At 62.5% G+C, this 24,301-nt stretch carries 19 protein-coding genes and 1 pseudogene; 6 read left to right on the plus strand and 14 right to left on the minus strand.

From position 1 onward, the window contains the following. A pseudogene (locus tag ACWHXP_RS13860) lies at positions 1-1,068 on the minus strand (alpha/beta fold hydrolase); the annotation flags it as partial. A 179-nt stretch (positions 1,069-1,247) separates the two neighbouring features. Between ACWHXP_RS13860 and ACWHXP_RS13865 the strand changes: the two are divergent. The 4 genes from ACWHXP_RS13865 (at position 1,248) to ACWHXP_RS13880 (ending at position 4,678) form a co-directional block, all read left to right on the plus strand. Beyond that, positions 1,248-1,697, plus strand: coding sequence for an acyl-CoA thioesterase (locus ACWHXP_RS13865; RefSeq protein ID WP_259434396.1), 450 nt, complete (start codon positions 1,248-1,250; stop codon positions 1,695-1,697). A gap of 154 nt (positions 1,698-1,851) precedes the next feature. Further along, positions 1,852-2,307 (plus strand): hypothetical protein, encoded by a 456-nt coding sequence (locus ACWHXP_RS13870; RefSeq protein WP_489635733.1) that lies wholly within the window; start codon positions 1,852-1,854, stop codon positions 2,305-2,307. A gap of 626 nt (positions 2,308-2,933) precedes the next feature. Next, a complete protein-coding gene (locus ACWHXP_RS13875; protein ID WP_039788920.1) occupies positions 2,934-3,779 on the plus strand; it encodes an ureidoglycolate lyase in 846 nt (281 codons plus the stop codon). A 146-nt stretch (positions 3,780-3,925) separates the two neighbouring features. Beyond that, positions 3,926-4,678, plus strand: coding sequence for an SDR family NAD(P)-dependent oxidoreductase (locus ACWHXP_RS13880; RefSeq protein WP_489635732.1), 753 nt, complete (start codon positions 3,926-3,928; stop codon positions 4,676-4,678). Between the two features lie 165 nt (positions 4,679-4,843). Here the strand turns inward: ACWHXP_RS13880 and ACWHXP_RS13885 are convergent, their stop codons facing one another. The 8 genes from ACWHXP_RS13885 to pstS form a co-directional block, all read right to left on the minus strand. Beyond that, the gene (locus ACWHXP_RS13885; protein WP_121037948.1) at positions 4,844-6,484 is read right to left on the minus strand and encodes a methyl-accepting chemotaxis protein; all 1,641 of its coding nucleotides are present in this window, start codon (positions 6,482-6,484) and stop codon (positions 4,844-4,846) included. Between the two features lie 442 nt (positions 6,485-6,926). Further along, entirely contained in the window at positions 6,927-8,237 is a 1,311-nt protein-coding gene (phoR, locus tag ACWHXP_RS13890; RefSeq protein ID WP_489624910.1) for a phosphate regulon sensor histidine kinase PhoR, read from the minus strand. A 121-nt stretch (positions 8,238-8,358) separates the two neighbouring features. Beyond that, positions 8,359-9,036: a response regulator gene (locus ACWHXP_RS13895; RefSeq protein WP_034332673.1), complete on the minus strand. Its 678-nt coding sequence runs from the start codon at positions 9,034-9,036 to the stop codon at positions 8,359-8,361. A gap of 93 nt (positions 9,037-9,129) precedes the next feature. Further along, positions 9,130-9,837 carry a phosphate signaling complex protein PhoU gene (phoU, locus tag ACWHXP_RS13900; RefSeq protein ID WP_121037942.1) on the minus strand — a complete coding sequence of 236 codons (708 nt, stop codon included), beginning with the start codon at positions 9,835-9,837 and terminating at the stop codon, positions 9,130-9,132. 180 nt (positions 9,838-10,017) lie between these two features. After that, the gene (gene pstB, locus ACWHXP_RS13905) at positions 10,018-10,818 is read right to left on the minus strand and encodes a phosphate ABC transporter ATP-binding protein PstB (RefSeq protein ID WP_310160648.1); all 801 of its coding nucleotides are present in this window, start codon (positions 10,816-10,818) and stop codon (positions 10,018-10,020) included. Positions 10,819-10,853: 35 nt separating this feature from the next. Next, a complete protein-coding gene (gene pstA / locus ACWHXP_RS13910) occupies positions 10,854-11,750 on the minus strand; it encodes a phosphate ABC transporter permease PstA (RefSeq protein ID WP_039788929.1) in 897 nt (298 codons plus the stop codon). Beyond that, positions 11,750-12,760 carry a phosphate ABC transporter permease subunit PstC gene (gene pstC / locus ACWHXP_RS13915; RefSeq protein ID WP_121037939.1) on the minus strand — a complete coding sequence of 337 codons (1,011 nt, stop codon included), beginning with the start codon at positions 12,758-12,760 and terminating at the stop codon, positions 11,750-11,752. Before pstC ends, pstA begins: the two co-directional genes overlap by 1 nt. 171 nt (positions 12,761-12,931) lie before the next feature. Continuing rightward, positions 12,932-13,981, minus strand: coding sequence for a phosphate ABC transporter substrate-binding protein PstS (gene pstS / locus ACWHXP_RS13920; RefSeq protein WP_489635731.1), 1,050 nt, complete (start codon positions 13,979-13,981; stop codon positions 12,932-12,934). A 417-nt stretch (positions 13,982-14,398) separates the two neighbouring features. Between pstS and ppk1 the strand changes: the two genes are divergently transcribed. Further along, positions 14,399-16,519: a polyphosphate kinase 1 gene (ppk1, locus tag ACWHXP_RS13925; RefSeq protein WP_034332662.1), complete on the plus strand. Its 2,121-nt coding sequence runs from the start codon at positions 14,399-14,401 to the stop codon at positions 16,517-16,519. A 41-nt stretch (positions 16,520-16,560) separates the two neighbouring features. After that, the gene (sixA, locus tag ACWHXP_RS13930) at positions 16,561-17,040 is read left to right on the plus strand and encodes a phosphohistidine phosphatase SixA (protein WP_039788936.1); all 480 of its coding nucleotides are present in this window, start codon (positions 16,561-16,563) and stop codon (positions 17,038-17,040) included. A 148-nt stretch (positions 17,041-17,188) separates the two neighbouring features. Here the strand turns inward: sixA and ACWHXP_RS13935 are convergent, their stop codons facing one another. From ACWHXP_RS13935 to ACWHXP_RS13955, 5 genes are all read right to left on the minus strand, one after another. Beyond that, on the minus strand, positions 17,189-18,961 hold the full coding sequence (locus ACWHXP_RS13935) for a methyl-accepting chemotaxis protein (protein WP_489635730.1): 1,773 nt from the start codon (positions 18,959-18,961) through the stop codon (positions 17,189-17,191). Between the two features lie 358 nt (positions 18,962-19,319). Next, complete coding sequence (locus ACWHXP_RS13940; RefSeq protein WP_489635729.1) at positions 19,320-21,080, minus strand: methyl-accepting chemotaxis protein; 1,761 nt, start codon at positions 21,078-21,080, stop codon at positions 19,320-19,322. Between the two features lie 380 nt (positions 21,081-21,460). Continuing rightward, positions 21,461-22,510, minus strand: a complete 1,050-nt coding sequence (locus ACWHXP_RS13945; RefSeq protein ID WP_121037928.1) for a glycosyltransferase family 4 protein — start codon at positions 22,508-22,510, stop codon at positions 21,461-21,463. A gap of 49 nt (positions 22,511-22,559) precedes the next feature. Beyond that, the gene (locus ACWHXP_RS13950) at positions 22,560-23,450 is read right to left on the minus strand and encodes a UDP-2,3-diacylglucosamine diphosphatase (protein ID WP_134221658.1); all 891 of its coding nucleotides are present in this window, start codon (positions 23,448-23,450) and stop codon (positions 22,560-22,562) included. Continuing rightward, positions 23,447-24,214: a GNAT family N-acetyltransferase gene (locus ACWHXP_RS13955; protein WP_039788946.1), complete on the minus strand. Its 768-nt coding sequence runs from the start codon at positions 24,212-24,214 to the stop codon at positions 23,447-23,449. Before ACWHXP_RS13955 ends, ACWHXP_RS13950 begins: the two co-directional genes overlap by 4 nt. Positions 24,215-24,301: the final 87 nt, after the last annotated feature.

Below are 24,301 nucleotides of genomic sequence, written 5' to 3' on the forward strand. Positions count from 1 at the left end.
TGCAAGGCGCTTGAGCAACTGCGCATGAAACAACTCCGGCATCTGCATCTGCGGTGCATGACCAGCGCCGGGGAACACCACCAATGTCGCGTGCGGAATGACGGCAGCCGCCTCGCGCCCGAGCACCGCATAGTTGCCCAGCCCGGCGCGCAATGCCGGCGGTGCGAATTCCTTGCCGATGGCGGTGCTGTCCTGGTCGCCGATCATGAGGACCGTGGGCGTCTTCAGGTTCTTCAGTTCGTAGAACACCGGTTGCGTAAGGATCATGTCGTACAGCAGTGCCGAATTCCACGCCACCCGCTCCTTGCCCGGCCCGCGGTACATGCCGGCCAGCATCTGCACCCAAGGTTCATACTCCGCACTCCACTGCCCGGAGAAATACGTGGCGCGCTCGTAGTTGCGGATGCGCTCGGCCGTGGTACCGAGTTCGCGCGCATACCACTGGTCCACCGACACCGGCGGCACGCCCTTGGCGCGCCAGTCTTCCAGGCCGATGGGGTCGACCAGCACCAGCTGGCGGGTCTGCTGTGGATAGGACAACGCATAGCGGATGGCCAGCATGCCACCAGTGGAGTGGCCTACCAGGATGGCCTGATCGATGCCGAGCGAGGCCAGCAAGGCGTGCGTATTCGCGGCCAGTTGCTGGAAGCTGAACTGGTATTGCTCGGGCTTGCTGGATTTGCAGAAGCCGATCTGATCCGGTGCAATCACACGGTAGCCGGCGCGGCGCAGGACATCGATGGTCTGCTCCCAGGTGCCGGCGCAGAAATTCTTTCCGTGCAGCAGGACGACGGTGCCGTGCGGCACACTGCCGGCGGCAGGTGCCACGTCGAGATAGGCCATCTCGATGTCCTGGCGCTGGGAGTGGAAACGATAACGCGAGACCGGCCAGCGGTAGTCGAAGCCCTCCAGCTGGGGGCCGTAGACCGGCGCGTTTTCCATGTCGGGGACAGATGCCGCAGATGCCGGATTGGCAGCAGGTACCAGCGTGGGCAGGGAGGCCAACACGCTGAACAGGCTGGCAGCCAGCACAGTTTTCGCACGGAACAGGAAGGGTTTTGAATGCATGGGAGGAATCGGGCAGGTAGGTGAGATCGGGATGGCGCGCACAATCGATATCGCCGATGGTAGCCGGATTCGCACAACAAGGTCGGGCTTTACCTCGTTTTACCGGCCCGACCTTTTGCGATGGCTTCGCGCGTGGAGGGTAGACGGCTGCCCTGCCCTGCGATTATCGTGTCACCGGTTTGACCAATCTGAACGGAAGGAACGACAGCATGTTTTCAAAACAGTTTGAAGTGGATCCCAAGCACATCGATTTCCAGGGCGTGGTCGATGGGCTGTATTACCCGTTTTATATGGAATGGACGCGGCATGCCTTTTTGAAGGAAGCGCTGGGAATCGATATCGAAGAGGCCTTCCGGCAAGGGCAGGTGTTCATGGTGCTGGAATACTCGCTGCGTTTTCGCAAGAGCCTGCAAAAGGGCGACACGATGGAAGTCACCTGCGAAGTGCAGAAACACGAAAAGCGCAGCCGGGTGAATTTCGTTCAGCAGATCAAGGTGGGGGATGTGGTGTATGCCGAGGCGGTCTTTGTCGGGGCTTGCTTCATGAATAACCGGCCGTTCGTGCCGGAGGCGATTGCGGCGGCGCTGGCGGCGGCTCCTGCCGCCGATCGGGAGCAACCTGCGCCATAGCCGCCATGGCGGATTTACGCGGCGGCCTGCGCATCGATGCGGAGAGGGAACAGATCAATGCCAGGATAGTCTGAACGCATTCAGCTTGCACGTGGCCGCATGCCAAGCCGGAGCAAGCCGCTATGTGGAAACCTTTTCTCTCAGGACTTCTCTCATGCCTCTGAAATCAACTCTCGTCATGGCGGCCCTTTCTGCCGCTGCTTGTTCGGCACACGCCCAATCCGACAGTCAGGTGGTGCAAGACATGGTGACTCGCTCGGCCAATGTCTGCCCGGGCCATAGCGCGGCGCGCACCACGCCGACGGTAAAGATGCTGCCTGTCGGCGCACTGCGGGTCATGCTGGAACGTGGTCTGGTCATGTGCCCTGACCGCCGCCTCGACGCCGACGCACCGGCGGTCTTCTTCGGCAGAGTTGGGGTATTTGCATGGAACCCGGAAGCGCTTGCAGGCGCGCAGGTGATCGTCAAGCAGATCGACACCATGACCCGCAAGGATGAATACCCCGCAGACACCTTGGTATGGGATGCCAATGGCAAGCAACTTGCGCAGCGCACCGTGCCTGCTTTCGAACCGAAGCCTGGGGCTGCTGTGCTGTACAAGGTACGCTAGGGCCTGTTCACATTTAATCTGCGAGTGCGAGAGGTCGCCAAGCGTTGACTGCCTAGGCGCGGCGACGCGCCGTGGTGGTGCCACGGCAAGGAGCTGCAACAACGGCAGGCGACGCTTGGCGGCCTCTCCCGGAGGGTTGCCCCCAGAAGGCGCGCTGGCCGCGTTGCACGTCAGGGCTGGTGGCACCACCACCAGCCCTTACGCGCGCCTTGCCACCACGCATTCTGGGGGCAACGCATCTCGCAGATTAAATGTGAACAGGCCCTAGCCTTTCGTTGTATCGCTATCGCCAAAGCCTTGTTGCTGGCCCGTCTGACTTCTTCCTGACGTCGGTGAAGTCGCGGACCAGCCGCCAACAAGAATGTGAGCGTCATGGATAGTGCAACCTGCATTCCCTTTCGCAAAGTTCGCCCATCGCGCAGGTGATTTCTTTCCTCCTCGCCTGACACGCCATGGGATTTCCCACATTGGAAAAGCGCCGCGCGCTATTGGTCTTACCAATAAACTGGTAATATCCAGTTTCCCAAATCGACAGCCCATCGCCTGTCGCCGGTCCTCGACACGCTGAGGCCGAGCCACGGCAAAAAGGCGTCATTCAGAGACAATCATTTCTCAAAGGAAACACGATGAAATTACTGCGTTACGGCCCGGTGGGGCAGGAAAAGCCCGGCGTCCTCGACCAATCCGGCAAGATCCGCGATCTGTCCGCCTACATCAAGGACGTCAACGGTGCCGTACTGGATGACGCTTCCCTGGACAAGATCCGCAAGCTGGACCTGGAAAGCCTGCCCGCCGTGGAAGGCTCGCCGCGCATCGGCGCCTGCGTCGGCAATATCGGCAAATTCATCTGCATCGGCCTGAACTACGCCGATCACGCCGCCGAATCCAACCTGCCCATCCCGGCCGAACCCGTCGTGTTCAACAAGTGGACCTCCGCCGTGGTCGGGCCCAATGACGACGTCAAGATCCCCCGCGGCTCCAAAAAGACCGACTGGGAAGTCGAACTGGGCGTGGTCATCGGCAAGGGCGGCAGCTACATCGACGAGAAGGACGCGATGTCCCACGTGGCCGGCTATTGCGTGGTCAACGACGTCTCCGAGCGCGAATACCAGATCGAACGCGGCGGTACCTGGGACAAGGGCAAGGGCTGCGATACCTTCGGGCCCATCGGCCCCTGGCTGGTCACCCGCGATGAAGTCGCCGATCCGCAAAAGCTGGGCATGTGGCTGGAAGTGGATGGCAAGCGCTACCAGAACGGCAATACCAGCACCATGATCTTCGGCGTCGCGCACATCGTCTCCTACCTGTCGCGCTTCATGAGCCTGCAGCCGGGCGACGTCATCTCCACCGGCACGCCGCCGGGCGTGGGCATGGGCGTCAAGCCGGAAGCCGTCTACCTGCGCGCCGGCCAGACCATGCGCCTGGGCATCGATGGCCTGGGCGAACAGCAGCAGAAGACCATCGACGCCTGATCCATCCGGATCACCGCGTTACCCCGCGCCGCCAGTCGGCGGCGCGGTTGCATCCCCATCGAAGTCCACAAGAACAAGAACGACCATGCGCGGGCGCATGTCCGCCTGCGTGATCCAATGACCGCAACAGGGAAGGAGAAGACACAATGAATCACTACGATTTCCAGGGCCGCAGCGCCATCATCACCGGCGGTGCCCAGGGCTTCGGCTATGCCGTGGCCGAACGCCTGCTGCAAGGCAAGGCCAAGGTGGTGCTGTGGGACATGGACGAAAAAGCCCTGGCCGAGGCCCGCGCCAAGCTGGAACCGCTGGGCAATGTCGAGACCGTCCGCGTGGATATCTCCAGCCAGGCCGATGTCCAGCAAGCCATCGAAGCCACCGAAAAACTCACCCAGTCCATCGACATTCTGGTGCACAGCGCCGGCATCGCCGGACAGAACAATCCGGTGGCGGACTACTCGCCTGAAGAATGGCGCCGCGTGATCGACATCGATCTCAACGGCGCCTTCTACGTCAACCAGGTGGTGGTCCAGCGCATGATCGCGCAGAACTACGGCCGCATCGTCAACATCGCCTCCATCGCCGGCAAGGAAGGCAATCCCACCGCCTCCGCCTACAGCGCCGCCAAGGCCGGCATGATCGCCCTCACCAAGAGCCTGGGCAAGGAAACCGCGACCCGCAACATCGCCGTCAACGCCATCACCCCGGCCGCCGCGCAGACCCGCATCCTGGAGCAATGCACCCAGGCCCACATCGATTACATGCTCTCCAAGATCCCGCGTGCACGCTTCGTGAAAGTGGAAGAGCTGGCAGCGATGGTGGCGTGGCTGGTGTCCGAGGAGAATTCCTTCACCACGGCATCCGTCTTCGATCTCTCGGGCGGACGAGCCACCTACTGAGGGCGCGGGGCGCGGCCCCCGGTCTTCCTCGGTGGAAGTGACGCAGAATGCTTCATTTGCGCCGCTACCCACCAGCGTTGCGGCCTGCCCAAAACAAGAAACCCGCCAGGATGTGAATGGCGGGTTTCTTGTTTGTGGCGTCGGCTTCGGCGCTTCGTCGCTTTGTCAGCGCAAGGCCGGTCGCGGCGGCGTGATGTCTACCGGTGGGCGGCTCACCACTTCCTCACTGCCGTAGCCCACCTGGTCCTGCGCCAGTACCTTGAACTGGCTCACCACTTCGGACAGGCGCGCGGCCTGTTCCTGCATGGCTTCGGCAGCGGCGGCAGCCTGTTCGACCAGGGCGGCGTTCTGCTGGGTGGTCTGGTCCATGTCGGTGATGGCCAGATTGACCTGGCTGATGCCGTCGCTCTGCTCGCTGCTGGCCGCCGTGATCTCGGAGACGATGTCGGCGACCTGGCGCACGCTGGCCACCACTTCGTCCATGGTCGTGCCGGCACGTTCCACCAGCTCGCTGCCGGAGCCGACCTTGGCCACCGAGTCATCGATCAGGGTCTTGATTTCCTTGGCGGCCGAGGCCGAGCGCTGGGCCAGCGAACGCACTTCCGAAGCCACCACCGCGAAGCCCCTGCCCTGCTCGCCAGCACGGGCCGCTTCCACGGCGGCATTCAGGGCCAGGATGTTGGTCTGGAACGCGATGCCGTCGATGACGCTGATGATGTCGACGATCTTGCGCGAGGATTCATTGATGGAGCCCATGGTCGAGATCACCTGCGACACCACTTCCCCACCCTGCTGTGCCACCGAGGAAGCGGAAGCCGCCAGCTGGTTGGCCTGGCGGGCGTTGTCGGCATTCTGGGCCACGGTGGAGGTCAGTTCTTCCATGGCCGAGGCAGTTTCTTCCAGGGCACCAGCCTGGCGTTCGGTCCGCGCCGAGAGGTCGAGGTTGCCGGTGGCGATCTCGCGCGAGGCGGTGCCGATGGCATCGGTGCCGCTGCGCACCTGGCCGACGATGCGCGCCAGGTTGCCGGTCATGGCCTGCAGGGCATGCATCAGCTTGCCGGTTTCATCCTTGCGGGCGGCCAGATGGTCATCGACACGGGTGGTGAGATCGCCAGCGGCCACGGCTTCGGCCACATTGACCGCCTTTTCCAGCGGCCGCGTGATGCCCAGCGCCAGGCTGCGCGCGAACAGCCAGCCCAGCACCACTTGCAGGATGGCCAGGCCGATCATGAGGTTGCGGCTTTCGTGATAGACCTGCTGGATGTCCTTGGCCACCTGGTCGATGTTGGCGCGTTGCAGGTTGAGCAACTGCTGCAGATTCTCCAGATAGCCCTTGGCCGCCGCATCGAAGGGGCCGGCCAGGATCTTGGCGGCTTCCTCGGCGTTGCCGTCGGCCTTGGCCTTGGAGATGGCGTCACGGTGCTTGATGTAATCCTTGCGTACCTCGCCCAGCTTGGCGAAGACAGCTTTCTCTTCCGGCGATTCGATCAGGGCTTCGATGGCTTTCTGCTGTTCGGTGGACATGCGGCTGGCCTCGGCGGCGTCGGCCGCGAAGAAGCTGGCCAGGCTGGGATCGGCACTCTTGGCAATGGCCGTGGTGCGGCGCACGCTGGTGTGGATGGTGCGATACCAGTCGGAGACCAGGCGCTCCTTGGTCAGCGGCTCGTGCATCATTTCGTCGGTGGCGGCGGCGATGCCTTGCAGACGCCAGATCGACAGCGCGACGACCACGCTGGCTGCAGCCAGGATGACGGCAAAACCCAGGCCCAGGCGGCGGCCGATCTTCATGTTGGCGAAATAGCTCATCGTTTTCTCTTATGCGCAGTAGGTGGAGGGGTAGACCGGTACATCTACGGACCGGTCTCAGGCGCTTCGGCTTCATGGTGCGACGAATACCGCCGCGGCGCGATCAGGGATTTCCTGACAACAAGCTGTCATCGCGGCAACGACCAGACCGCAGCCACTTCAGCTTGCTGGCTTGCACACGACGGGATGCGCCCTGTGCCGACCAGGAGTACGAAACCTGCCCGTGACGCGCACATGCATGCTACAGCGCCGCCGGCAATGGCCGGGGCTTGCGAGGCGCCATTGTTGCCGTGAAGACAGAAGGCAGGCATTCGTAATTTCACTTACTGACGACATGTCAGCGTTGAGCTATGGCGCAATAGTACGCGCCTGCGGCCGATTCAAACATGAAAAAAGGATGCCGAAGCATCCTTTCCATTTGGTTTGACCGGAGGTGGGCTGTTTATTGCTGCGCCGCGTAATCCGCGATGGTCTGGGTCGCCGGGAAGTGCACCGTGAAGGTACTGCCGTGATCCGGCACCGAGGCAATATCCAGCGTGGCATGGTGGCGCAGCAGCACGTGACGCACGATGGCCAGGCCCAGGCCGGTGCCCTGGGTCTCGCGGGAGCGGCTCTTGTCGACGCGATAGAAGCGTTCGGTCAGGCGCGAGATATGTTCGGGGCTGATGCCGATGCCGGTATCCTGCACCGCGAAATGCGCGCCCTGCTCGTCACTCTGCCAGCGCAGGGTGATGGTGCCGCCTTCCGGGGTATAGCGCACGGCATTGGTGACCAGGTTGGTAAAGGCGCTGCGCAGTTCATCGGCATTGCCCTTGAGGTCGGGGCCATCGACCACCAGGCGGATGTCATGCTTGCCCGCCGACAGCGCACGGCCTTCCTCGGCGATGCGCTCCAGCAGCGGACGGACGCGCAGCACTTCGGAGCGCAGGGGGTAGTCGATCGATTCCAGGCGCGTCAGCGTGAGCATGTCGTCGATCAGGTTCTGCATGCGCTGGCCCTGCTCGGTCATGAGCTTCAGGTGGGCCATGCGGGTGGACTCTTCGAGGTTCGGCTGCGCCAGCGCGATTTCCAGAAAACCGTTGATGACGGTCAGCGGCGTGCGCAGTTCGTGCGAGGCATTGGCCACGAAGTCACGGCGCATCATGTCGATGCGCTGCGATTCGGTGACGTCGTGGGTGACCAGGATCTGGCGGCGGTTCTCGAAGGGGATGATCTGGATGATCAGCTTGCGCTCATGCAGGGCCAGCGTGAGCGGCTGCTCGTAGCGGCCCAGGATGATGTAGTCGATGAAGGCCGGATTGCGGATCAGGTTGGTGACGCGCATGCCCTTGTCGCGGTCCAGCTTCAGGCCCAGGTGCGACTGCGCGGCCGGGTTGCACCATTCGAGGAAGAGCACGTCGTCCATGATCACCACGCCATCCGGCAGCAGGCTCATGGCCTGGCGGAAGCGCGCCAGCCACTCGGCCAGTTCGGCCTGGTTGCGTTCATCGTCGCGGCGCATGCGGTACAGCCGTGCATAGACATCGGTCCAGGCCCCCCAGCCATCGGGCAGGCGCGACTGGCCGGAATCATCCAGCCAGGTCGACAGGCGCAGCAGGTAGTGCAGGTGCGTGATCATCATCGCGCCCACGCCCAGCACCGCCGCGACCAGCCCGATGATGGGGCCGAAGAAGAAACCGACGACTCCTGCTCCGGCCAGGCACAACACCAGGCGCAATACAGCAGGAATCCAGAACAGAAGTTGTGGACTCATTGATTTGACAGATAAATCTGGGAAGCGCCCGCGCGCCAAACTTTTTAATTTTGCTGATTATGAACGACGCGGGCTGTTTGGTCTTTGATCTTTATTTACTCGATCTTTGTTTGCTCGATCTTTATTTGGTCGAGAGCATGTAGCCGACGCTGCGCACCGTCTTGATGAGGTACTCGGCATCGCGCAAAGCCTTGCGCAGGCGCAGCACGTGGACATCCACGGTGCGTTCTTCGATCACCACGTGGTCGCCCCAGACGCGGTCGAGCAGCTGGCTGCGCGAGAACACGCGATCAGGATGCGCCAGGAAAAACTTCAGCAGCTTGTATTCGGCGTGGCCGATATCGATGCGTGCGCCCGACAGGCTCACCGAGCAGCTGGCCGGATCGAGCGTGACCGGACCGGCCGACATCACTTCCTGGGCGTGCTCCGGGCTCTTGCGGCGCAGGAGGGCCTTGATGCGCGCGGTCAGTTCGCGCGGCGAGAAGGGCTTGGTGATGTAGTCGTCGGCACCGTTGTCGAGGCCGGCGATCTTGTCTTCTTCCATGCTCTTGGCGGTGAGCATGATGACCGACAGTTGCTGCAGCTGGCGGTCGGCGCGGATGCGCGAGAGCAGGTGCAGGCCGCTGCGGTCGGGCAGCATCCAGTCCAGCAGCACCAGTTGCGGGGCGCGGTGCTGGACGAAGTCCCAGGCCGCGGCCGCGTTGGAGACGACGAAGCTGGACCAGCCTGCCTCCTTGAGGGTGAAGGCAATCAGTTCGGCAATGGAGGGTTCGTCTTCGACGATGAGGATAGTAGTCATGATAGTCAGGCTTGTTAGCAGTATCGCGGGTCTCCCCTCCGCAATCCGGCAGTGGCAGCGCTTCCCCCGCTGCCAGCACCGGTGCCGTCGTGCTTAGTCTTCTTCCTGGAGCGTCTTGGCCGAACCGAAGTCGGTGTGGCGGATATCCTTGCCACCGACCACGTAGACCACGTATTCGGCGATGTTCTTGGCATGGTCGCCGATGCGTTCGATGGCCTTGGCCACCCACAGGGTATCGATGGAACCGGAGATGGTGCGCGGGTCTTCCATCATGAAGGTGATGAGGCTGCGGGTGATGGAACGGAAGCCGTGGTCGATGCGTTCGTCCTGCTTGATCAGTTCCAGCGCCTGCTGGTCATCCAGGCGGGCGAAGGCGTCGAGGGCGCTGCGCAGCTGGTCCATGGCCTGTTCGGCGATCAGGCTCACGGTTTCATAGTGCGAGACCAGGCCGATGCCGCGCTTGTGCAGGTGGATGGCGGTGCGGGCGATCTTGGTCGCCTCGTCGCCCACGCGTTCCAGATCGGTGATGATCTTGATGGTGGCCATGACGGTACGCAGGTCATTGGCGGTCGGCTGGCGGCGCACGATCAGGTGGCTGCAGGCGTCGTCGAGTTCGACTTCGAGGCGATTGACGGCTTCGTCGTCCTTCATCACGCGATGGGCGACGTCGAGGTTGCCGTTGCGGAAGGCCGCAATCGCGTCCTGGAACTGGTGTTCCACCATGCCGCCCATGGCGAGCACCTTGGAGCGGATCTGCTCCAGATCCTGGTCATACTGTTTGGAGGAATGATCGCCGGTCATGTGACGTCCCTAAAAAGAATTTCTATAAATAATATATACGGTGCAATGACTACTCTGTGGAATCGTCGTATCGGCGTAGCGAGCGCTTCGAGTTCGCGTCGAGAAGCGCAGCCGTACTGGGGTACGGCGAGCATCGCAGACGCGAAATCGGAGCGCGCAGTAGCCGAGACGACGGTTCGATCAGCCAAAGCGGCCGGTGATGTAGTCTTGGGTTTCCTTGCGCACCGGATTCATGAAGATCTGATCGGTCTCGCCAAACTCCACCAGCTCGCCCAGGTACATGTAAGCGGTGTAATCCGAGCAACGCGCCGCCTGCTGCATGTTGTGGGTCACGATGGCGATGGTGTAGTCGTTCTTGAGTTCACCGATCAGTTCTTCCACCTTGGCCGTCGAAATCGGATCCAGTGCCGACGTCGGTTCATCCAGCAGCAGCACTTCCGGCTTCACGGCCACGCCGCGTGCGATACACAGACGCTGTTGCTGGCCACCGGAGAGCGACAGGCCGCTCTTGTGCAGCTTGTCCTTCACTTCACCCCACAGTGCCGCCTTGTTGAGCGCCCATTCGACGCGCTCATCCATCTCGCCCTTGGGCAGGTTTTCATACAGGCGGATACCGAAGGCGATGTTGTCATACACCGACATCGGGAACGGCGTCGGCTTCTGGAACACCATGCCGACCTTGGCGCGCAGCATGTTCAGATCCTGGCCCGGTTCGAGGATGTTGTTGCCGGCATACATGATCTTGCCTTCGGCGCGCTGGCCGGGGTACAGGTCATACATGCGGTTGAAGGTACGCAGCAGCGTCGACTTGCCGCAGCCCGAGGGGCCGATGAAGGCGGTGACCTTGCCTTCATAGATGTTCAGGTTGATGTTCTTCAAACCCTGGAATCCGCCGTAGTAGAAGTTCAGTTGCGAAACTTCCAGCGTGGTCTTCTGGGCCGCAGCGGCGTTGAGAGGTGCGGTCGAAGCGTGGCTTGCCATTTGATGAGCAGTAGTCATGTCGGTCACTTGGAGAATTAGCCGGGGATTTGTTGTTTGAACAAGGTGCGCGAGAGCACGTTGAGCAGCAGCACGCTGAAGGTGATCAGCAAGGCGCCGCCCCATGCCAGCGAGACCCAGTTGTCATACGGGCTCATGGCGAACTGGTTGATCACCACCGGCAGGTTGGCGATCGGACGGTTCATGTTGGTGCTGAAGAACTGGTTGTTCAGCGCGGTGAACAGCAGCGGAGCAGTCTCACCCGAAATACGCGCCACCGCCAGCAGCACACCGGTCACCACGCCCGCCTTGACGGCGCGCAGGCGCACGATGATGGCTACCTTCCAGCGCGGGGCACCCAGCGCGAAGGCCGCTTCACGCAGGCCGCTCGGCACCAGCTTCAACATGTTGTCGGTGGTACGCACCACCACCGGAATGGCGATCAGCGAAATGGCGAAGGTACCGGCCCAGCCCGAGAAGTGGTTCACGTTGGCCACGTAGATCGCATAGATGAACAGGCCAATCACGATCGACGGTGCCGACAGCATGATGTCGGTAACGAAGCGGGTGACCTGGGCCAGCTTGCTTTCCTCGCCGTATTCGGCGAGATAGACGCCGGCCAGGATGCCGATCGGGGTGCTGATGATGGTGCTGATGCCGACCATCAGCAGCGAGCCGACGATGGGGTTCAACAGGCCGCCGCCGGCATCGCCCGGACCGGGGGTGTTTTCGGTCAGCAGGCCCAGGTTCAGTGCGGCCACGCCCTTGAAGACCAGGGTCAGCAGGATCCAGGCCAGCACGAACAGGCCCAGGCCCATGGCCAGGAAGGAGAACAGCATGCCCATGCGATGCTGCATCAGGCGACGGCGGTAGACGGGGTTCATGGCTTGCGCCTGGTCGGTGCTCTTCACACCGGCTTGTACGGTCTGGCTCATTATTTGGCTCCTTCCTTGCGGGTCATGCCCATGAGCATGATCTTGGCGGCGGACAGAACGATGAAGGTGATGACGAACAGGATCAGGCCCAGTGCAAACAGCGAGGACACGTGCAGCTTGCTGGAGGCTTCGGCGATTTCATTGGCCAGGGTCGAGGCGATCGAGTTGCCGGCCGAGAACAGCGACCAGGACAGGCGATGCGAGTTGCCGATTACGAAGGTGACCGCCATGGTCTCGCCCAGCGCACGGCCCAGGCCCAGCATCACGCCACCGACCACACCTGTCTTGGTGTAGGGCAGCACCACCTTGCGCACCACTTCCCAGCGGGTGCAGCCGAGACCGTAGGCCGATTCCTTCAGCACTGCGGGGACGACTTCAAACACGTCGCGCATCACCGAGGAGATGAAGGGGATGATCATCACCGACAGGATCAGGCCGGCGGTCAGGATGCCGATACCCATGGTCGGGCCGGAGAACAGCACGCCGATGCCGGGGATCTGGCCCAGGGTGGCCTTCAGGAAGGGCTGGCCGTATTCGGAGAACAGCGGTGCGAACACGAACAGGCCCCACATGCCGTAGATGATGGAGGGCACGCCCGCCAGCAGTTCCACACAGGTGCCCAGCGGACGGCGCAGCTTGGCCGGGCAGATTTCGGTCAGGAACAGCGCGATGCCGAAGCTGACCGGGAAGGCGATCAGCAAGGCGATGATCGAGGTCGACAGCGTGCCGACGATGGCGATCATGGCGCCGAATTCGTTATTAGTCGGATCCCATTCGACGCGCGTGATGAAGCCCGGGCCGAAGGCTTGGAACGCCGGTGCGGCACCGATGATGAGGGAAACGATGATCCCGCCCAGCATCAGCAGCACGGACAGGGCGAAGATCAGGGTGATCTTGTGGAAAAAGAAATCCTGCAGACGCTGGCGGCGCATGACGGCCATCAACTTCTCGCGCGCGGCTTGCGCACTTTCAGTCTCTGTCGGGGATTTTTTGACTTCGGTATTCGACATTGCCGTGGTGGAATAATTAGCGCTCATTTGAATTCACCATTAAAACGGGCCATCGCCGCGAATGCTCTGTGCTCCAGAGTTGCTCGTTCTCGCTGCGATGACCCGAATGCTCCGTAGGGGAGAGGCTGCTATGACCGGATGTTCATGGCATCCGGCCGGACTGGGCTTGGCTTACCAGAGTGCCTTGCCGCTGCTGTCCTTGACGTTGCTCTTCCAGGAATCTTCCACCAGCTTGGTGACCGAATCCGGCAGGGGCACGTAGTCCAGTTCAGCAGCAACCTTGCCGCCGTTCTTGTAGGCCCAGTCGAAGAACTTCAGGACTTCCTTGCCCTTGGCGCCATCGCCAGCCTGTTCCTTGTGCAGCAGGATGAAGGTGGCGCTGGAGATCGGCCACGATTCCTTGCCGGCTGCGTCGGTGAAGTCCACTGCGAAGCCAGGGGTCTTGGCCCAGTCGCCAGCGGCGGTGGCAGCCTTGAAGGTGGAATCGTCCGGGGAGACGAAGTTGCCATCCTTGTTCTTCAGCTGGCTGTAGTTCAGCTTGTTCTTCTTGACGTAGGCGTACTCGACGTAGCCGATTGCGCCCTTGACCTTCTGCACGTTGGCGGCAACGCCTTCGTTACCCTTGCCACCCACGCCGGTCGGCCACTTGACGGCAGTACCGGCACCGATCTTGCTCTTGAAGTCGGCGTTGGCCTTGGACAGGTAGGAGGTGAAGACGTAGGAAGTGCCCGATGCGTCCGAACGGTAGACGACGGTGATGTCTTCATTCGGCAGCTTCACGCCCGGGTTCAGGGCGGTGATTTCAGCGGCGTTCCACTTGGTGATCTTGCCGGCGTAGATGTCGCCCAGCACCTGGCCCGACAGCTTGATCTGGCCGGGGGTCACGCCGTCCAGGTTGACCACGGGAACCACGCCACCGACGACGGCCGGGAACTGGGTCAGGCCGGCTTCAGCCAGTTCGCTTTGCGGCAGCGGAGCATCCGAAGCGCCGAAATCGACGGTCTTGGCCTTGATCTGCTTGATGCCACCGCCCGAGCCGATGGATTGGTAGTTCAGGCTGTTGCCGGTGGCGGCCTTGTACAGCTCAGCCCACTTGGCGTAGACCGGGTACGGGAAGGAGGCGCCTGCGCCGGTGATTTCTGCTGCATGCACGGCACCGCTGAAAGCGAAAGCGCCAGCCACTGCGATTGCAACAGACTTGATCAGATGGTTAAAACCCATTTCTGCTACTCCTATGATTTTGAAGAGAGGACGGTCACCGAGAAACATCACGTCGGGAGGGATGACTTTCGAGACAGGGCGAACTTTAACCAGCTAATGTGACGAGTTTATGACCCGAACTTGTCATTCAGTCCAGATCGCACGGGCCTCCGCGCCGCGCTGCAACACTCCCTGCCCGGCACCCGGCAACCGCCCGAAAACCCGCATGCCGCGCGCGGTGCGGCTTTCCTGACAGTTTGATGTCATGGCCCGTGGCGGGTGATGCCACGGGTTGCCTGCAGACAAATATGATTTTGTCATCATATAGAGATGGATTTATACTGAAGCAAATATGACAAAGCAGCCAAGGTGTTGTCATAAACTCGTCATACCTCCTAAATACACTGCCCGCTCTAAGTGGATGGACAGGGACCATTGATGACCAGAAAAGCAAAGCCGGAGAGCAGTACCCAACCTGAACTTCCCGCCAGTACGATTTACCTCAACCGTGAACTGTCGCAACTGGCCTTCAACCGCCGCGTGCTGGCCCAGGCCGAAGATGACAGCGTGCCGCTGCTGGAGCGCCTGCGCTATTTGTGCATTTGCAGCAGCAACCTCGATGAATTTTTCGAAGTGCGCATCGCCAGCCTGCTGGCCAACCGCATCGAGGGCGAGAACATCGACCCGCCCGAACTGCGCGCCGCGCTCGAACGCACCAGCGCCGAATGCCACCGCATCGTTACGCGCCAATATGAACTCCTGAACGAAGAGATTCTGCCGCAGCTGGCCGCCAACGGCATCCACCTGCTGCGCCATGACGACCGCAACGAAGCGCAGCGCGCCTGGGTGAAGCAATATTTCGAGCAGCACGTGCGGCCGCTGCTGACGCCCATCGGACTGGATCCGGCCCACCCCTTCCCGCAGGTGCACAACAAGAGCCTCAATTTCATCATCGAGCTCTCCGGCAAGGATGCCTTCGGACGCGGCACGGCCATCGTCATCGTCAAGGCACCGCGCGTACTGCCGCGCGTGATCAAGCTGCCGGACCACCTGTCGGCCAAGGGGCAGTCCTCGTTCTGCCTGCTCTCTTCGGTGATCCATGCGCATATCGCGGACCTGTTCCCGGGGCGCGACATCACCGCCTATTCGCAATTCCGCGTCACCCGCAACAGCGACCTGTGGGTCGATGAAGAAGAGGTCAAGAACCTGCGCCAGGCGCTGGAGACCGAATTGCAGAGCCGCCAGTTCGGCGTGGCGGTGCGCCTGGAAGTGGCGGCCAACTGCCCGGAACATCTGGCGCAGTTCCTGCTGAACCAGTTCAACATCGAGCGCAATCGTCTGTACGCCGTGCAGGGTCCGGTGAACATGGTGCGCCTGGGCGAGATCGTCAACCTGGTGAACCAGCCGGAGTTGCGCTTCCCGCCCTTCTCGCCCACCCTGCCGCCGCAGCTGGCCAATGAAAACATCTTTGCCGCGCTGGACAAGAAGGACGTGCTGCTGCACCACCCCTTCCAGTCCTTCCAGCCGGTGGTCGATTTCATCCGCACCGCCGCCCACGATCCGCGCGTGCTGGCCATCAAGCAGACCATCTACCGCACCGGCATGAACTCGGACCTGATGGAGGCCCTGATCTACGCCGCCCAGCATGGCAAGGAAGTGACGGTGATCGTGGAGTTGATGGCGCGCTTCGATGAAGAAGCCAACATCAACTGGGCCGTCAAGCTGGAGCAGGCCGGCGCGCAAGTGGTCTACGGCGTGGTCGGCCTGAAGACGCACGCCAAGCTGGCCCTAGTGATCCGCCGTGACGACGACCAGAACCTGCGCTTCTATGCGCACCTGGGCACCGGCAACTATCACCCCAATACGACCAAGTTCTATACCGACTTTGGCCTGCTGACCTCCAACCAGGAGCTGACCGCCGAAGTCAACGAAGTCTTCATCCACCTCACCAGCCTGACCAAGCCCCGCAATCTCACGCACCTGTGGCTGGCGCCCTTCTCGCTGCAGAAGGAAATCATCCGTGCCATCCGCAACGAAGGGCAGATCGCCCGCGAAGGCCGGCCGGCGCGCATCATCGCCAAGATGAATGCGCTGCTGGATGAATCAGTGATCCGCGCGCTTTATGCGGCCTCGGCCGACGGCGTCAAGATCGACCTGATCGTGCGCGGTGCGTGCGCGCTGCGGCCCGGCGTGCCGGGGCTGTCGGAGAACATCAAGGTGCGCTCCATCATCGGCCGCTACCTGGAACACTCGCGCATCTATTACTTCCGCAACGACCTCAAGCACGACGTCTACCTGGCCAGCGCCGACTGGATGAACCGCAACCTGTTCCGCCGCATCGAGGTCGGCTTCCCGGTGCTGGACAAGGCACTCAAGAAGCGCGTGATGAACGAGGGCCTGAATCCCTACCTGAAGGACAACACCAACGCCTGGCACCTCGACGTCAATGGTGTCTATACCCTCAAGAAAGCGCGCAGCAAGCAGCAGTCCTTCAACGCCCAGCAGCATCTGATGACCACGCTGGGCATCCCGGCCACGCCGCCGGAAGAGCCTGTGTAATGCCGCGCATGGCGGCCTGCTGATTTCCTCAAGGAGCTGAGATGGACCTGATTCTGTGGCGTCATGCCGAGGCTGAACTGGGCGAACCCGACGAGGGCCGCGCCCTGACCCCGAAGGGGCACAAGCAGGCGGCCAAGATGGCCGAATGGCTGGACCGCAACCTGCCCGAGAGCTGCCGCATCCTGGTCAGCCCGGCCACACGCACGCTGCAAACGGTGGAAGCCTTGAAGCGCAAGTACAAGGTGGTGGCCGACCTGGCCCCCAACATGAGCGCCGACGACCTGCTGCGCGCGGCCAACTGGCCCGACAGCCGCGAGCCGGTGCTGATCGTGGGCCACCAGCCGACGCTGGGCCAGGTGGCGGCACGCCTGATCTCGGGGCAGCCGCAGGAATGGTCGCTGCGCAAAGGCAACGTGTGGTGGATCGCCCAGCGCGACCGGGGCGACGTGACCACCAATTACCTCAAGGCCGTGGTCGCCCCGGAATTGCTGAACAGCCCGGGCAAGCATCCGCCGCGCTGATCCCCGTACGGGAGGGGTGGATCGCCCCCTTTTGCGTGAAAAGTGAATGAAAAAATCGCCGCACCCTGCGCAAGCGGGCTGCGGCGATTCTTCATGGAGCGGGGTGAAGTTTCTGGCAAAAACGCCAGATCGTCCGGAGCGGAGGAGATCAGAAGATCAGGAAATCAGAAGGTCTCCCAGTCGCCATCATCCCCCCGCCGGCAGACGCAAGGCGGGCTTGGCACTGGCGGCGGCTGCCGGCAAGGCCGGGCGCTTCAGTGCCGGGACCGCCTTGGGTACGGCCGGCTTGGTCGCTGCAACAGGCTTGGCCGGCGTGGCGGCAGCCTTGGGGGGCAGGCTGCTGCACGTTGACCTGCGGCCGTAAGCTCACCACATCGCCCTGGCCTACGCGGAAGATCGCCACTTCCTGCATCAATGCCTGCGCCTGCTGCTCCAGCGACTTGGCCGCAGCACTGGCCTGTTCCACCAGGGCGGCATTCTGCTGGGTCGCTTCATCCATCTGCGTGACCGCGCGCGAGACCTGGTCGATACCGGCGCTCTGTTCATTGGAGGCGGCCGAGATCTCGCTCATGATGTCGGTGACGCGCTGCACTGCCTGGATCACGTCGCTCATGGTCTCGCCGGCCTGGCCGACCAGTTCCGAACCGGCCTGCACACGCTCCACCGAGTGCATGATCAGTTCCTTGATTTCCTTGGCGGCACTGGAAGAACGCTGCGCCAGCGCCCGCACTTCGGTGGCCACCACCGCAAAGCCGCGGCCCTGCTCGCCGGCACGGGCCGCTTCGACGGCGGCGTTCAAGGCCAGGATGTTGGTCTGGAAGGCGATGCCGTCGATGATGCTGACGATGTCGGTGATGCGCGCCGAACTCTCGCGGATCTCTTCCATGGTCTGCACCACGCGGCCCACCACGGCATTGCCGTCGGCAGCGATGGTAGAGGCGTTGACCGCCAGGGTCGTCGCCTGGCGGGCATTGTCGGCGTTGTGCTTCACGGTACCGGTCAGTTCTTCCATGCTGGAGGCGGTTTCTTCCAGCGAGGCGGCCTGCTGCTCGGTGCGTGCGGACAGGTCCAGGTTGCCGGACGCGATCTCGCGCGTGGCCGTGGCAATCGCATCGCTGCCGCCGCGCACGGCACGCACGGTACGCGAGAGGCTCTCCTGCATGCGGGAAAGACCTTGCAGCAGCTGGCCCATTTCATTCTTCGAATGCACGTGGACCGGCTGCGTCAGGTCGCCATTGGCGATGGCATCGAAGTGGCGCAGCGCACGCTGCATCGGCTCACCGATCGCGCGGCGCAGCGACCACCAGCTGAAGAAGGCCAGCAGCAGGCCACCGATGACGGCGGCAATCGAGAACATGCGCGAGGCTTGGTAGCGCGCGTTGGTGGCAGCCAGGCTTTCTGCGGCCTGCTCGGTCTCGTACTTGTTGAGTGCCTGGCCATCGAGCTGCATGGCGCTGTAGGCCTGGCCCACCTTGCGTGCCTGATCGGCGATGGCCTGGCGATCCTGGGACTTGATGGCGGCCGTGAACTTGTCCAGCGCGACCTGGGTATTGGCAATGCCTTCGGAGACCTTCTTCACCAGCGCCCTGCCCTCGTCCGTCTGCGGCAGGGCCGTGTACTTGTCCCACCATTGCAGGGCTTCCTTGCGGGCATTGGCTTCCATGACGAACATGCGCTCGGTCCAGGCCGCATCCAGACTCATGGCGGCCTGGTCCAGCGAGGTCCGCTGGCGGCCGATCCAGATCAGGGTGTTGTCGGCGGCCACCGTCTTGGGAATGCGTTCTTCGGAAAGCTGGCGGTTGATGCTCACGGCGGCCGACATGCCCAGCAGGCCCGACAGGCCGAGCGCAAGCAGCAGGAGGGACAGGACAAGGACGGCAATGGCGAGTTGCGCCTTGATCGAGAGGTTCTTGATGGACATGGACTGGTTCCGGTGGATGAAGGGAAAGGGCCGCACTGCAATCCCCGGGGCCGCGTGCTGCGCACTCTGCGCAATCGGCGTGGTCGTCGTCCGGCCTGTGTGGCCGCTGCTGCGACGCCGCGCTCTTCCCCCCGGGTGCGCAGGTGACCGCCCTCCCCTTGCCGGGGCAATCCGCCTGCAACATTTGATATAGCTTTACGGCAACTTCGCAATTATCTTGAATTCTCACGCAGCGTGCTTGCCCGCCCCTGAAAAATAAACGCCGCCACCTTGACGGTGGCGGCGCTTGCACGCGAACTTGATTTTTTATTGACTAATGCTTAACCAGAATTACAAGTTCTTGCAACAGCGCATCCGATCAGAATTCCTCGAAATCATCATCGCGTGCGGCCGTCGCCGGCTTGCCTTTGGACGCACCGGAGACCGGCGGCAAGCTGGCCACAGCTGGCTTCCTGGCGGCAGCCACCGCGGGCGGCGGATTGACCGTGCGCACCGCTGCCTGGCTGTTCATCACCGGCGCGGCGGACTGCTTGTGCGCGGGATGTTGAGGCTGTGACTGAGGCCGCGCCTGCGCCGCCGTCTTCAGCTTGAACACGGCCACGGCACGGGCCAGCACATCGGATTGCTCCTGCAGGCTTTCGGCAGCGGCGGCGGCCTGCTCGACCAGTGCCGCATTCTGCTGGGTGATCTCGTCGATCTGCGCGATGGCATTGTTGACCTCGGCGATACCGGCGCTCTGCTCCTGGCTGGCGGCCGTGATCTCGCCCATGATGTCAGCCACGTGCTTCACCGACGCCACGATCTCGCTCATGGTGGCCCCGGCCTCATCGACCAGCTTGCCGCCGGCATCGACCTTGTCCACCGAATCGCTGATGAGCTCCTTGATTTCCTTGGCGGCCGCCGCGCTGCGCTGGGCCAGCGCGCGCACTTCCGAGGCGACCACCGCAAACCCGCGTCCCTGCTCGCCGGCACGGGCCGCTTCCACTGCCGCGTTGAGCGCGAGGATATTGGTCTGGAAAGCAATGCCATCAATCACGCCGATGATGTCGACGATCTTGCCCGAGCTCTCCTTGATCGAACCCATGGTGGCGACCACGTCGCCGACCACACGCCCACCCTTGGTGGCGTAATCCGAGGCCGACAGCACCAGCTGGTTGGCCTGCTGCGCGTTGGCGGCGTTTTGCTGCACGGTGGAGGTCAGCTGTTCCATCGAGCTGGCGGTTTCCTCCAGACTGGAGGCCTGCGATTCAGTGCGGTTCGACAGATCCACGTTGCCGCGCGCGATTTCATGCGAGGCGACGGCGATGACGGCGGCGCTTTCCTTGACCTCGTTGAGCGTGGTCGCCAGATTGCCCTGCATGGCATCGAGGGCGTTGACCAGATGTGCGGCTTCATCGCGCCCCTGGTCGTGGAAGTCGTGAGTGAGATCGCCACGGGAAATCGTTTCCGCAATACTGCCGGCGCGCTTGAGCGGATTGACGATGGAGCGCGTGATGATGAAAGTGAAGAAGAAGCCCAGCCCCAGCGTCAGCACGCCCATGGCCAGCATGCCGATCTGCGCCTTGCGGTAGCTGTCCTTGGCGTCGGCATGGGCCTGCTTCATGTCCTCCTGCTGGAACGCCGCCAGGGCCGCTACGCTGGCCATCCACTTCTCATGCGCAGGGAGAAAATCGCTCTTGAGCTGCTGGGCTGCATCGAAGTAATTGTTGCTGGCCACCTGCTGGCGGATCTGCTCCACCAGCGGGAACAGCTTCTTGCTCTCGCCGCTGGTGGCCGCCAGCAAATCCTTGCCACGGCCATCGGCGGACAACCCTGTGATCTGCTTCTCGAAGCCGACATAGGCTTTCAGTATCTCGCCCAGGTGTGCGTCCTCGGCCTTGCCCTCGGCAGCATCAGTGGGCGTGACCACCTTGCGCAGCGCCAGGGCCAGCTGGCTGCCGGCTTCGCGCATGTTCATGGCGCTGGTCATGGCGGCGACTTTCTGGTCGATCACGTATTCACTGCTGGCTTCCAGCTCGGCCATGCGCCACAGGCCGATCAGCAGGATGGCGGTGGCCAGCAGCAGAATGAGGCAGAAGCCGAATGCCAGGCGGCTGCCGATCTTGAGATGTTGAATCATGGCGTGTCTCTTCCTGATAACGCGAACGTCGACGGTGATGCAATTGCGCGCACGGTGAACCAGCACCCTGCGAGTTGCTCTTTTTACTGCGTGTTGTTGCGCTCGCGGTGGAGCATGATTCATGCCCGGCCCGCCACCTTGCCCCGGCAAGGCCCGCCCGTAGCAGCTCTCAGGCCGACGCGACCGGTCTGCGGCGTGCCTCCGGTGTGGATTCTTGGTTTTTTGTAATCGGTATTACAAGCGGCGCACGCGGGCGTGGCGCATCTTAGAAGAGGGGTACGCGGGCATGCCAATGCTTTGTCGGCATGCCCTCATGTGCGTCTTGCATAGTTATCAAAAGATGAAGAACTGAACGGCTGCGCAAGGCAGCCGTTGCCGGGTCAGCGGATCTCTCGCACCGGCTTGATGGCCGCAGCCTTGCCGGGCGCACTGCGGTGCGCCAGGTGCAGGTGCTGCAGGAACTGCTGGGTGGCCGATTCCCAGGAGCGGGTGGCGGCGTGGGCGCGCACCGCCTCATGGTCGAGCTTCATGGCCTGCAGGCAGGCTTGCTTGAGGTCCTGGCGCAATACGCCGGACACGCCGTTGTCGACCACGTCGATCGGGCCTTCCACCGGATAGGCCGCGACCGGAATGCCGCAGGCCATGGCCTCCAGCAGCACCAGGCCGAAGGTATCGGTCTTGCTGGGGAAGACGAACACATCAGCGCAGTTGTAATACGCCGGCAGCTCATCGTGGCCCTTGGCCCCCAGGAAGCGCACTTCCGGGTAGCGCGCGCTCAGGTCTTCCAGTTGCGGGCCATCGCCCACGACCCACTTGGTGCCGGGCAGGTCCAGCTTGAGGAAGGCTTCGATATTCTTTTCCACCGCCACGCGGCCCACGTAGAGGAACAGTGGACGTTCGATGCAGGCATGGTCTTCCACCGCCGGGCGGAAGTGATTGGTATCCACGCCGCGCCCCCACAGGACGACGTTGCGGAAGCCCTCCTCTTCCAGCGCGGTCTTCATCGCGGGAGTGGGCACCATGATGGCTTCGGAGCGGCCATGGAACCAGCGCAGCAGGCGATACGTGATCGCCTTGGGCAGCAGCTTGCGCGCAGCCAGGTACTCCGGGAAACGGGTGTGATAGGCCGTGGTGAAACTGAGCTTGTGGCGCACGCAATAACGGCGCGCCGCCAGCCCCATCGGTCCTTCGGTAGCGATGTGGATGCAATCGGGCTGGAAGGCTTCGAGCGCCGCCACGATGCGGGCATAGGGCTTGTAGGCCAGGCGGATTTCAGGATAGGTCGGACAGGCGAAGGTGCGGAAGTCGCGCGGCGACAGCAGCAGCACTTCGTGGCCGAGACCGCGCAGGCAACGCACGGTGGAGCGCAAGGTGTTGACGACGCCGTTGACTTGCGGCTCTCCGGCGTCGCTGATGATGGCAATGCGCATAAACTATATAAACAATATAAACGATATGAATCGCGATGAACCCGCTGCCTCAGGCGGTGGCGAGTTCGCGGGCGGCCTGGCGCGCTTCCTTGCCCGCGCGCTTGAGTTGCATGATTTCCTGCCAGGTCACCAGGCGCAGTTCACCGCTGGGGTCTTCCACCAGTGCCGACAGGCTCTCGACCCAGTCGCCGTCGTTGCAGTAGACGACACCGCCGATGTCGCGGATCTCGGGCTTGTGGATGTGGCCGCAGATGACGCCATCCAGCCCCTTCTTCTTGGCCTCGTCGGCGAGCGCGTCTTCGAAGGAGGTGATGTAGTTCACCGCATTCTTGACCTTGGATTTCAGGTACTGCGAAAGCGACCAGTACGGCAGCCCGGCACGCGCGCGCCAGCTGTTGAACCACTGGTTGAACTTGAGGATCATGGTGTAGAGGCTGTCGCCCACGTAGGCCAGCCACTTGGCGCAGGCGATCACGCCATCGAAGCGGTCGCCGTGCAGTACCAGCATGCGCTTGCCTTCGGCGGTCACGTGCACCAGCTCGTCGCGGATCTTGATGCCGCCGAAATCGAGGTCGATGAACTGGCGGATCACTTCATCGTGATTGCCGGGAACGAAGATGACGTTGGTGCCCTTCTTGGCTTTCTTGAGCACGGTCTGCACGACGTTGTTGTGCGACTGGTCCCAGTACCAGCGACGCTTGAGTTGCCAGCCGTCGATGATGTCGCCGACCAGGTAGAGCGTTTCGGATTCGGTGGCGCGCAGGAACTCCAGCAGGCGTTCAGCCTGGCAGCCGGTGGTACCCAGGTGGATATCGGAAATCCAGATGGTGCGGAAGCGCAGCGGATCGCGCTTGGCTTCCTCGTCACCGGCATCGTGGTCGGGACCCAGGTCGGCGAACAGCCCCTGGGCTTTTTCCATGAACTGTTCGCGTGGCTTCATGCGGTCCTCGAATCCTTGAGGTAGTGACGGGCATAGCGGCTGTCGAGCTTGGAGAGCGGCAGCAGCAGGAAGAAATCGGCCGAGTGGAAATCAGGATCCCAGGCCGGTTCGCCGCACACCCACGCACCGCTGCGCAGGTAGCCGCGCAGCAGCGGCGGGATCTGCGGATCGACGCCGGCCTGGCGGTCTTCCAGCGGGAAGGGCAGGAGCGGCGTAACGCGATAGTCCGGCGGCGCCAGGTTCTTTTCGCGGAAGGCGTGGTACAGCGCGGCGGCGTTGTGGCCGCCATCGGCCAGGCTCACGCTGGCGCAGCCCATCAGGTATTCGCAGCGTTCCTTGCGCATGTAGGCGGCCAGGCCGGCCCACAGCATCATGATGACGCCGCCGCTGCGGTAGTCCGGGTGGATGCAGGCGCGGCCAGCCTCGGCGATGACGCCGCGGATGTTGTCCAGGCGCGAGAGATCGAATTCCTGTTCCGAGTAGAACTTGCCCATGCGGCGCGCACCGTGGGGGCTCAGCACGCGATAGGTGCCGACCACGGAGAGGGTCTTGCTGTCGCGCACGATCAGGTGATCGCAGTAGTCGTCGAACTCATCCTTGTCCAGGCCTTCGGGGTTGGCCAGGGCCGACAGGTTCATCGCTTCGATGAAGACCTTGTAGCGCAGGCGCTGAACTTCGCGCACTTCTTCCGGGGTGCTGGCCAGGCTCAGGTTCAGCTTGGCAAAACTCGGATTGGCATCGGCAGGAATGGTAAGCAGTCTCATGCATTGTCCTTTGTGGTGATGTTTGAAAGAGACCGTGGAAGATGTCAGCCAGGTCAACCAGACAACATAAGCGACCTCACCTGAACT

This window comes from Herbaspirillum sp. Her2 (assembly GCF_057961375.1).

Bases quoted from the DNA above. Each gene is read 5' to 3' on its own strand.
- ACWHXP_RS13870 (WP_489635733.1), top strand. From the start codon at position 1,852: ATGCCTCTGAAATCAACTCTCGTCATGGCGGCCCTTTCTGCCGCTGCT.
- ACWHXP_RS13875 (WP_039788920.1), top strand. From the start codon at position 2,934: ATGAAATTACTGCGTTACGGCCCGGTGGGGCAGGAAAAGCCCGGCGTC.
- ACWHXP_RS13880 (WP_489635732.1), top strand. From the start codon at position 3,926: ATGAATCACTACGATTTCCAGGGCCGCAGCGCCATCATCACCGGCGGT.
- ACWHXP_RS13885 (WP_121037948.1), bottom strand. From the start codon at position 6,484: ATGAGCTATTTCGCCAACATGAAGATCGGCCGCCGCCTGGGCCTGGGT.
- phoR (WP_489624910.1), bottom strand. From the start codon at position 8,237: ATGAGTCCACAACTTCTGTTCTGGATTCCTGCTGTATTGCGCCTGGTG.
- ACWHXP_RS13895 (WP_034332673.1), bottom strand. From the start codon at position 9,036: ATGACTACTATCCTCATCGTCGAAGACGAACCCTCCATTGCCGAACTG.
- phoU (WP_121037942.1), bottom strand. From the start codon at position 9,837: ATGACCGGCGATCATTCCTCCAAACAGTATGACCAGGATCTGGAGCAG.
- pstB (WP_310160648.1), bottom strand. From the start codon at position 10,818: ATGGCAAGCCACGCTTCGACCGCACCTCTCAACGCCGCTGCGGCCCAG.
- pstA (WP_039788929.1), bottom strand. From the start codon at position 11,750: ATGAGCCAGACCGTACAAGCCGGTGTGAAGAGCACCGACCAGGCGCAA.
- pstC (WP_121037939.1), bottom strand. From the start codon at position 12,760: ATGTCGAATACCGAAGTCAAAAAATCCCCGACAGAGACTGAAAGTGCG.
- pstS (WP_489635731.1), bottom strand. From the start codon at position 13,981: ATGGGTTTTAACCATCTGATCAAGTCTGTTGCAATCGCAGTGGCTGGC.
- ppk1 (WP_034332662.1), top strand. From the start codon at position 14,399: ATGACCAGAAAAGCAAAGCCGGAGAGCAGTACCCAACCTGAACTTCCC.
- sixA (WP_039788936.1), top strand. From the start codon at position 16,561: ATGGACCTGATTCTGTGGCGTCATGCCGAGGCTGAACTGGGCGAACCC.
- ACWHXP_RS13935 (WP_489635730.1), bottom strand. From the start codon at position 18,961: ATGTCCATCAAGAACCTCTCGATCAAGGCGCAACTCGCCATTGCCGTC.
- ACWHXP_RS13940 (WP_489635729.1), bottom strand. From the start codon at position 21,080: ATGATTCAACATCTCAAGATCGGCAGCCGCCTGGCATTCGGCTTCTGC.
- ACWHXP_RS13945 (WP_121037928.1), bottom strand. From the start codon at position 22,510: ATGCGCATTGCCATCATCAGCGACGCCGGAGAGCCGCAAGTCAACGGC.
- ACWHXP_RS13950 (WP_134221658.1), bottom strand. From the start codon at position 23,450: ATGAAGCCACGCGAACAGTTCATGGAAAAAGCCCAGGGGCTGTTCGCC.
- ACWHXP_RS13955 (WP_039788946.1), bottom strand. From the start codon at position 24,214: ATGAGACTGCTTACCATTCCTGCCGATGCCAATCCGAGTTTTGCCAAG.